This window comes from Citricoccus sp. (genome assembly GCF_035445025.1).
Lineage (GTDB): Bacteria > Actinomycetota > Actinomycetes > Actinomycetales > Micrococcaceae > Citricoccus.
In genome coordinates this window covers 1-9,450 of sequence record NZ_DAOMPX010000068.1, presented here as the reverse complement: position 1 = coordinate 9,450, position 9,450 = coordinate 1, and the positions used below count along the sequence as shown (strand labels likewise).

The 9,450-nt window shown below is 67.1% G+C and carries 8 protein-coding genes; 6 read left to right on the top strand and 2 right to left on the bottom strand.

Features of this window, described 5'->3' with window-relative positions; translation table 11 throughout:
* From PLJ28_RS13795 to whiA, 3 genes are all read left to right on the top strand, one after another.
* Window positions 1–519: LutC/YkgG family protein (locus PLJ28_RS13795; RefSeq protein ID WP_324590250.1), on the top strand; the 519-nt coding region annotated here is incomplete at its 5' end.
* A 500-nt stretch (window positions 520–1,019) separates the two neighbouring features.
* The gene (locus PLJ28_RS13790) at window positions 1,020–1,562 is read left to right on the top strand and encodes a hypothetical protein (protein WP_183528793.1); all 543 of its coding nucleotides are present in this window, start codon (window positions 1,020–1,022) and stop codon (window positions 1,560–1,562) included.
* 86 nt (window positions 1,563–1,648) lie between these two features.
* Window positions 1,649–2,569 carry a DNA-binding protein WhiA gene (gene whiA / locus PLJ28_RS13785; RefSeq protein ID WP_298045397.1) on the top strand — a complete coding sequence of 307 codons (921 nt, stop codon included), beginning with the start codon at window positions 1,649–1,651 and terminating at the stop codon, window positions 2,567–2,569.
* Window positions 2,570–2,834: 265 nt separating this feature from the next.
* Here the strand turns inward: whiA and PLJ28_RS13780 are convergent, their stop codons facing one another.
* The gene (locus PLJ28_RS13780) at window positions 2,835–3,374 is read right to left on the bottom strand and encodes a hypothetical protein (RefSeq protein WP_183528804.1); all 540 of its coding nucleotides are present in this window, start codon (window positions 3,372–3,374) and stop codon (window positions 2,835–2,837) included.
* A gap of 299 nt (window positions 3,375–3,673) precedes the next feature.
* Here PLJ28_RS13780 and PLJ28_RS13775 point away from each other — a divergent pair.
* Window positions 3,674–4,907 (top strand): IS3 family transposase gene (locus tag PLJ28_RS13775; RefSeq protein WP_370577173.1). Its coding sequence is split into 2 segments (ribosomal slippage): window positions 3,674–3,955 and window positions 3,957–4,907, totalling 1,233 coding nucleotides; the frame shifts between segments, so codons are not numbered across the junction.
* A 357-nt stretch (window positions 4,908–5,264) separates the two neighbouring features.
* On the opposite strand, the gene PLJ28_RS13770 is transcribed toward PLJ28_RS13775, so the two are convergent.
* Window positions 5,265–7,211, bottom strand: a complete 1,947-nt coding sequence (locus PLJ28_RS13770) for a glycoside hydrolase family 15 protein (RefSeq protein ID WP_221243755.1) — start codon at window positions 7,209–7,211, stop codon at window positions 5,265–5,267.
* A 62-nt stretch (window positions 7,212–7,273) separates the two neighbouring features.
* Between PLJ28_RS13770 and PLJ28_RS13765 the strand changes: the two genes are divergently transcribed.
* Window positions 7,274–8,653 carry a glucose-6-phosphate dehydrogenase gene (locus PLJ28_RS13765; RefSeq protein WP_183528809.1) on the top strand — a complete coding sequence of 460 codons (1,380 nt, stop codon included), beginning with the start codon at window positions 7,274–7,276 and terminating at the stop codon, window positions 8,651–8,653.
* Between the two features lie 263 nt (window positions 8,654–8,916).
* Complete coding sequence (locus tag PLJ28_RS13760) at window positions 8,917–9,324, top strand: YrhK family protein (RefSeq protein ID WP_183528811.1); 408 nt, start codon at window positions 8,917–8,919, stop codon at window positions 9,322–9,324.
* The last annotated feature ends 126 nt before the right edge of the window (window positions 9,325–9,450 follow it).

Below are 9,450 nucleotides of genomic sequence, written 5' to 3'. Positions count from 1 at the left end.
CTGGAGATGCTCGAGGACCGGCTCGTCGACTACAAGGCCACGGTCCACCACGAGAGCGTGGAGACCCTGCCGGGCCGCATCGACGAGCTGCTGGGCTCATCTGCCCGCTACGTGGTTCCGACCGGACTGGAGGCGTCCTGGCTGCCGGCCGACACCGACACCCGCCAGGCGGTCTGGGAGTCCACGGATGAACGCGGACGGGTGCTCGGGGTCCGGGAACTCAACGCCGTGGACGCAGTGGTCACCTCCTCCACGGTCACCTGCGCCGAGACCGGCACGATCTTCCTCACCGCCCGCTCGGACGAGGGGCGCCGGGCCATCAGCCTGGTCCCGGACCACCACATCTGCGTGGTTCCGGCCGCATCGGTGGTGGAGCTGATCCCCGAGGCCCTGGCCCGGGTCGAGCCCACCGCGCCGATCACCATGATCTCCGGGCCCTCGGCGACCTCAGATATCGAACTCGAACGCGTCGAGGGCGTCCACGGCCCCCGCCGGCTGGACGTCATCCTGCTCGGCTAAAATCTCCCGGCCCCACCGGGCCGCCGTAACCTGCTGGCCGCCGGTCCCTGCCGGAGCGCCGGGGCCTGGCGGTCGGTGGCCTGACCGCGGGGGGTCGATCACCGGGGGACCTCACCGCGCCCCTAGACCGGGGGGCGCCCGGTCCTCTTGTACCTTTGGACCACTCCGTGCCTCCTCCCGAGGTTCGCACGGCAGCGAAACGGAGTGATGTTCATGGTCCAGAAGATCCTGGTGGCCAACCGGGGCGAGATCGCCATCGGCGTGTTCCGGGTGGCGGTCGAGCTCGGAGGCCCGAGGTGTGGGGTTCGCCAAGGGGTGTTGTCGTGGGTCGGGTTGGATGAAGCGGGCATATCGCTCAGCGTGGGGGACCGGTAGCGTGAGACAGAGCCCCGATGACGCCCGAGTTGGTCACCGAGGATGCGGTGCGCGATGGGTTCTCGGGCCAGGATGTCTTGAGGGGCCCAAGACGTCATCCGCCGCCCACCAGAGGAGGTTCGATTATGAATCCCACCACTGCCCGCGCCGCCGTGCGAGGCCTCACCGGTCTGGGACTGGCAGCCACACTGACGGTGAGGGCTACCGGGTGCAGTGTCGTCAATGAGCAGGCCACCCTCGACGTGTACGCTCCCTCGGACGGGATTATCGCGAACGTCGGGGATGCCGAGCTGCGCAACCTCCTGCTGGTCTCCAAGGCCCCGTCCTCGGAGGCCCGCTTCCTGGGCTCGGCGTTCAACGACTCCGACGAGCCCCTGGGGGTGGTCATCACCATCGAGGGCACGAGCACGCCCCTGAACGAGCCCGCCGGTGAGCGCCTCGAGCTCGGCGAGCCGCAGAACGAGCACATCATCCCGGACACCGGCACCTTCCCCTGCGGCCTGGCCGAGGCCACCATTCAGGCCGGAGACGCCAGCCAGGATGATCAGATCCCCGTGCTGGACGGCACCCTGGAACACTACCGGCCGTACGTGCCCGGAGGCTGGGACCCGGCCACCCTCGACCACCTCTACACCACCCCTGCCGCACCGGCAGGCGCAGCACACTGAATGCGGGCCCCCCGATGACCGATGCCCACGGGGCGCGGCGTTCCAGGACAGGCACCCCACGCGGGGCGAGGGGACCGGGCCTGGGCATGACCGCGCTCGTGAAGGAGGAACTGGCCCGAACGGGGCTGGGGCCGCTGGCGGAGTGCAGGGCCGAGATCGCGGCGATGCTGCGCTTCGGCGGTGCCTTGCAGCTGGTCTCCGGCCGCATGGTCGTCACCGCGGACCTGGACCGGATCGTCACGGCCCGCCGACTGCGCGCGGGGTTAGCAGGGGCCTACGGGGTTGACAGCGAGATCTCCGCACACTCCGGCACCGTGCACCGCGGTGGCGGTTACACGGTCCGGGTGGATCCGGGCGGGACGGACCTGACCCGTCAGACAGGACTGGTAGACGCCCGAGGCCGCCCGATCCGAGGCCTGCCGGCGGGGCTGGTCCAGGGTTCTGTGGAACAGTTACGGGCCCTGTGGCGCGGCGCCTTCCTCGCCCACGGCTCGATGGACGCAACCGGCCGTGCGATCGCGCTGAGGGTCGACTGCCCGACCATGGAGGCGGCCCTGGCCCTGGTGGGTGCCGCCCGACGGCTCGGCCTCCCGGCAGAGGCCCAAGACCTCCGGGACACCACCCGGGTGAGGATCCGCGAGGCCCACGCCATCCGCTCGCTCCTGGACCAGATGGGCGCCAAGCACGCGGCCCGCACCTGGGACCAGCACCAGGCGGCTCGACCCGCCCGGTTCACCGCACCTCAACGCGCGAGCATCAGCGACGCGAACGCCCAGCGCTCGGCCCGGGCCGCGGCCGCCACCGCGGACCGTGTCGGACGGGCCCTGCAGGTCCTGGGCGACGGCGTCCCGGAGCACCTGCGCCGGGCTGGTGAGCTGCGGATCGCACACCGTCAGGCCTCCCTGGACGAACTCGGACGGCTCGCCGAGCCACCCCTGAGCAAGGACGCGATCGCCGGCCGGATCCGTCGACTGCTGAATCTGGCCGACAAACAACCGGACCCCTGAGGAACCGAGACCCAAGACACCCCAATAAAAGCGGTGTGACAGCCCGAGGTCGGTCGGCGAAAACGCTCAGGGCTTGATTCGAAGCAAAGAATGCTCAGACATGGACTGCACTAACCCTCAGGTGCAATCGCTACACAGTCCGCAAGGGCATCGCGGGTCGGACGCGATGATTCCTCTACTGGGGTGGCCGCTGCGGAAAACCCAGTCAACCCTGTAGAGCCAACCCGGTGGGCGGCAGTTCGACCGGGCAGTGCTGTTTGCGAATCTAGTGCTCGTCGTCCTGGGGTGCGGCGGGCCGGGTGTAGAGGTGCTCGACGGTGTCTGGGTTCCAACCTCCCGGCACGTAGGGTCGGTAGGTCTCCAGGGTTCCGTCCAGCACCGGGATCTGATCATTCTGGCTGGCGTCACCGGCCTGAATGGTGGCCTCGGCCAGGCCGCCGGGGAAGGTGCCGGTATCCGGGATGATGTGTTCGTTCTCGGGCTCGCCGAGTTCGAGGCGCTCACCGGCGGGCACGGTCAACCGCGTGCTCGTGCCCTCGATGGTGATGACCACCTCCAGGGGCTCGTCGGAGTCGTTGAACACCGAGCCCAGGAAGCGGCCCTCCGAAGAGGGGGCTTTGGACACCAACAGTAGGTTGAGCAGTTCGGCGTCCCCGGCCTGCACCTCGATCCCGTCCGACGGGGCGTACTCAAAGATGGTGGCCTGCGGATTGACGGAACTACACGCGGTGGTGCCCACCAGAGCCGCGGCCGCCAAGCCGGCGGCGATGCGGCGGCCGATGGCCTTCGGTGCGGTGGGATTCATGATCGGGCCTCCTCGGGTGAGAGATGATGATGAGGATGATGGGCGGATGGACTGTTGGCAGACTGCTGCCTGCTCATTCTCGCCAGACACCGGGCGGCCTCAGGCTATCGGGCCGCCGAAACGGTGAAAACAGCTCGTGAACCGGCCCCGGACATGACCGTGCCGACCCGCTCGGGACGGAGCCCCACGGTATGGACTGCCCGACGCTGTCGGCCATGCCGGACTCAATCATGCTGAGCCGGAATACGGTTTGAAGCGCCCTGGGTTTCGTTCCGAGTCTCACGAAGGAGAATCGGTACATGCCCAAGAAGTTCACCCCTGAGTTCCGCGACCGAGCGGTGCGGATGGTCTTCGACCGCCAAGCCACGGAAGGTGGTCCTCGTGCGGCTTCGATCCGTGTCGTGGCACAATCCCTGGGCTGTGGCCCGGAAACCCTGCGGAACTGGTGCCAGCGAGCCCAGGATTCAGCACGTCCAGCGGAAGCATCACCGGGTGAGACCCCGGAGGAAGAGCTCCGGCGTTTGCGTCGGGAGCTGACCGAGGCCAGGCGTGCCAACGAGATCCTGAAGAAGGCCTCGGCGTAATCCGTGCGCGGAACAACGTCCGCCCCACGACGAGATGATCCGGTTCATCGACGAACACAAGGATCAGTTCGGGGTCGAGGCCATCTGCCGCACCCTGGGTGCGACGGAGTGTGGGTTCATCACCTCCCGCGGCTACCGCGCCGCGAGGACCCGTCCGGCCTCGGCGCGGAGCCTGCGCGATGCGGTCCTGGCCGAGGAACTGCGGCGGATCCACGCCGAGAACTACGGCGTCTACGGATACCGCAAGATGTGGCATGCCATGCGCCGGGCCGGCTGGGATCTCGGCCGTGACCAGGTCGCCCGGCTGATGAAAGCCGCCGGCCTGCAGGGCGTACGGCGAGGCCGCCGGCCGGTCACCACCAGGCCCGCCGTCGAGCCGGATCACCGTCCGGACCTGGTCAAGCGACAGTTCGCCGCGCAGGCACCGAACCGGCTGTGGGTCGCTGACATCACTTACGTGCGGATCTTGACTGGCTTCTGCTACGTCGCGTTCATCACCGATGCCTGCACCCGGAAGATCGTCGGTTGGGCCGTGGCGGCCACCCTGCACACACAGTCCCTGCCGCTGCAGGCCCTGGAGCACGCGCTGCTGAGCACCGATGCCAGCCTGCGGGACGGACGCCTGGTCCATCACTCGGATCGGGGTGTGCAGTACGTCAGTCTGGCCTACACCGAGACGTTGGCGGTCTACGGTGTCACCGCGTCGGTCGGGTCCGTCGGGGATTCGTATGACAATGCCCTCGCTGAAGCCGTGAATGGCCTCTACAAGGCCGAGATCATCCACAGCTGTCGGGTCTGGCCCTCGGTCACCGCCGTGGAGATGGCCACGATGGACTGGGTGCAGTGGTGGAACACCCGCCGACTGCACGAGAGCCTCGACTACCGGACCCCGGCAGAAGTCGAAGCCTCATACACTCAACACCTGACAGCCGCGCCCGCGGTGGTCTAACCACAGAACGAAACCCAGGGCGCTTCAGTTCACCAGTACCTGCACGGGCACGGAGCAACCTGGAGGAGCACAGGGGCTTGGCTCCGGCTCTGCTTCGGAACCGCCACCCAGGTATGCCCGGGCATACTGCACAAACCGCTCCGGAGAGGGGTCGGCTACCGAGACATGGGACAACATGTAGCGATAACCATCCAAGGCCTGAGAGGCAATCCGAGGACTCAGGGGGTCCGGCACGGCAGCGCCGGAGCGCCAACTGAGCGCCTCGCCAAACATTCCGTTCCCGCAGAGAAGTCTCGGGTCGCGGCAAACGGTGCTCTTCGATAAGTTCGGGGTGCCTCCCCGAGCATTCAAGGTGACTCAGGGGTTATCGCAGGTCTGGGATCTTGGACGGTCCGGTGTAGCGAGGTCGTGTTTGCCGGTGGCTTCTTCGAGGGCGTCGGTGGCGCGGATGAAGCCGAGGTGGCTGAAGGCCTGCGGGAAGTTCCCGGCCAGGCGGTCGCTGGCAGGGTCGTATTCTTCGGCGTAGAGCCCGAGGTCGGTGGCGTGGCCGGTGAGCCGGTCGAGCAGCTCGCTCGCCTCATTTACCCGGCCGGTGCGGGCGTACTGCTCAACCAGCCAGAACGAGCAGATCAGGAAGGGGTACTCGTCTCCGGGCAGCCCGTCGAGGCCGGCTTCAGTGCGATATCGGCGCACCAGCCCGGAGTTGTCCACGAGGTCCTGCTCGATGCGGGCCACGGTGCCGAGCATCCGCGGATCGTCATAGGCCACCAGGCCGGTGTGGGGCAGTTGCAGCAGGGAGGCATCGACCTCGGTGGTGGCGTAGGTCTGGGTGAAGCAGTTCAGGTCCTCATTGAACCCGTGCTCCAGGATCTCCTCGCGCAGGTTCTCCCGGAGCTCCCGCCACCGGTCCACCGGCCCGTCCAGGCCGTGTTCGTCCAGGGCTCGGATTCCTTCGTTGAACGCGGCCCACATCATGGCCCGGCCGTGGACGAAGAATCCCGGGGCTCCGCGCATCTCCCAGATTCCGTGGCCGGGGCGATCGTAGTTCTCTGCGCAGAAGTGCAGCAGGTTCTTCTGCAGGCCCCAGGAGTACTCATCCTCGGGTACCCCGGCGTCGCGCAGGGCGGCCAGGGCGATCATCACCTCCCCCACGACGTCGGCCTGGTATTGGTCGGCGGCCTCATTCCCCACACGCACTGGTCGGGAGTGTTCGTACCCGGTCAGGTGGTCCAGGACGGTCTCGGGCAGCTGGCGTTCTCCGGCGATCCCGTACATGATCTGCAAATCCTGTGGGTCTCCGGCCACGGCCCGCAACAGCCAACCGCGCCAGTGCAGGGCGCCCTCGGTGAAGTCGTGGCCGATGAGCGTCTCAATGGTCAGGGCCGCGTCCCGCAACCAGGTGTAGCGGTAGTCCCAGTTCCGGGCCCCGCCGAAGTCCTCGGGCAGCGAGGTGGTGGCCGCGGCCACGATGCCCCCGGTGGCCCGATGGGTCAACGCGCGCAACACCATCAAGGACCGCAGCACCATCTCGTCGTGGCGGTCGTGGACTTCCACGTGTTCTGACCAGTCCCGCCAGTACGCGATCGTGCGTTCCCGCGCCTGGGCCGGGTCCACCGGGATCGGTGGGTACCGGTGGGATTCGTGCCAAGACAGCACCCACTCCCGGGTGTCACCGGCCTGCAGATCGAACGCCCCGGTGAGCCGGTCGGCCACCGCGCCCTGGTAGTCATCCGGGTGGCCCTGCGGGGAGGCCTCGTGACGGTCCTCCATGCCTTCTTGCGGTTCGCTGCCCTGGTCTTCGTGAGGGTGCAACAGGGGCCCGGTCAGCAGCAGCGCGTCGGGCCCCGCCACCGAGAGCAGTCCTTGCCGATCCGTGCCGTGGAGATCGACCCGCCGGGTCCACGGTTTGGCCCGGTTGTAGTCGAAACGGATCCGCAGGTCATGCTCGATCTGAACCGTCCCGGAAAGACACTGCACCTGTCGTACCAGATCAGCCTGGCCGTCACTGGGCGGCATGAAATCGGTGACCACCGCGACCCCGGTGGCACTGCGCCACGTGGTCTCCAGCACGAAGGTGCGGGGCAGGTACCGCCGGGAGACCACCTCCCCGCCAACAGCGGACAGTCGCCACCGCCCGTCCTCCTCGGTACCCAGCAGGGCGGCGAACACTGAGGGAGAATCGAAGCGGGGGAAGCACAGCCAGTCGATGCTGCCCTCCCGGGACACCAGCGGCCCGGTGCGCAGATCGGACAGGAGTGCGTAGTCCTCCAGAGGGGTGGAGCCACGCTCGAGGTCCTGAGCCATGGCCCCATTGAACCAGCCGCCGTGTCGGGACATCCAGCCGCCGCGGGAGTAGCGTGCTACGGATGGACACCATCGGGACGTTGATCATCCTCGGCGCCACCGGCGACCTCACCGCACGGTTGTTGTTACCGGGCCTGGGCCGGCTGCTCACCGAAGAACCCGACCGCAGGCTGACACTGATCGGCGCCGATCTAACCGCAGACCCCAGCCCATCGTGGCCCGACACCGTCCGAGAGGCCTTCGCCAGCGTCGGGGCCGCCGGTCCGGCGGTGGCCCACACCCTGGCCCACACCGACTACCAGGCCACCGATGCCTCCTCCCCCACCGACCTGGAGTCACTCCTGACCGCCGCGGACGGTATCCCGGCCCTGTACTTCGCCCTGCCCCCGGCCGTAACCACCCGAGCCATCGAGGCCCTCCACGAGATCGAGCTGCCGGACGGCACCATGCTGGCCCTGGAGAAGCCCTTCGGCGTCAACCAACACCGTGCCGCCGAACTCAACCAACACCTGACCTCCCTGGTGAGCGAAGAACAGGTCTTCCGGGTCGATCACTTCCTGGGCAAATCCACGGTGTTGAACATCCTGGGCCTACGTTTCACGAACTACCTGTTCGAACCGCTGCTCAACCGCGACCATGTCGCTCGGGTTGAGATCGTCTACGACGAAGAACTGGGCCTGGAGAACCGAGCCGGGTACTACGATCATGCCGGGGCCATGGTCGACATGATCCAATCCCACCTGCTGCAGGTCATGGCCCTGATCACCATGGACGCCCCACAGTCCCTGCACCCCGAGCAGCTGCGCGCGACCAAGGCCGAAGCGCTGCGCGCGGTGCGGCCCTTCGGCGATGATCCTGCCCACGCCAGCCGACGCGCCCGCTACACCGCCGGCACCATCAACGGCCGACAGTTGCCCTCCTACACCGATGAACCCGGCGTGGACCCGGCACGCGGCACCGAGACCCTGGCCGAAGTCACCCTCGAGGCGGCCACCTGGCGATGGGCCGGAGTGCCGTTCACCCTGCGCTCGGGCAAAGCCCTAAACGCGGACCGGCACGAGATCGTCATTACCTTCCGCGAGGTGCCCCACCAACCGGCCGGCTTCACCGGAGCCACCGAACCCACCGTGCTGCGCCTCAGCTTGGGCCCGGACCAGTTGACAGTGGAACTCAACGTCAACGGACCCGGTGACCCGTTCACCCTGGACCGCGGGCGGCTCACCGCCGACTTCGGCGCCGGCCGACTCAACCCCTACGGTGAGGTCCTCCGCGGTCTACTGGATCGCGACCCCACGCTGTCCATCCGCGCCGAGGGCTCCGAACACGCCTGGCGGATCATCGACCAGATCCGCACGGCGTGGCAGGCCGGAACCGTACCGCTGGAAGAGTACCGAGCCGGCACTACCGGGCCGGCACACTGGCTTCGGCACTCCCCCAGCTGACAGCCGACGCAGGGGCCGAGCACGGCGGCTCCACTCCGTCGGCAAGACCGCGCGGGCCGCGCTTCTCCCATCCTGAAGAAGTGTCATCTCCGCTAGTGGAGGTATCAAAGCGATCATGGCGGCGTCGAGCACGGTCCTTGGCATCAACGGCCCTGGGATAAATTCCGCAAGGATGAGGCGAGGATTCCAGTGCTTCCGGGCAGATGCGCGCGCGTCGCCGACCATAGGGAAGCACCCAGCATCGATCAGCGAAAGAAGGCACTGTGCGACTCTTCGACCCTCGCGATCGCGAGATCACTCCTCAACAAGCACGCCGCTACGCGCTGTTCGAAGTGCTCCATACGATCGTGGACTTCGCCGCGGCGTCCCTATTCATCATCGGCAGCATCCTGTTCTTCTTCGAACAGACCATGCTCCCCGGCACGTGGTGTTTCTTGTTCGGTTCCATCTTCTTCGCAACCAAACCAACGATCCGATTGGCACGCGAAATCTGGTTGGCCAAGCTCAAGGACATCGATCGTCTGGCCAAGATGGCCCCGGAGGGGCCGGGTTCATTCGAGAAGCTGCCCGCAGACAACCAGAACGCAGTTCCCGATAACGGCGGTCGACCTGATGAGGAATATCGACTTAACACGGAAACCAGTACCGGGAGATTCAACCGCGAGTCGTAAGAGCCAGCAACAGTTGCCGATAAGACAGGAAGTACCCTCGGCTGTCCGATCTTGAAACAGGCATAAGTGTTCCAGTTCCTTGGAACCGGAACACCTCTGGCTATGCATCAATGGCAAAGTTTGTCA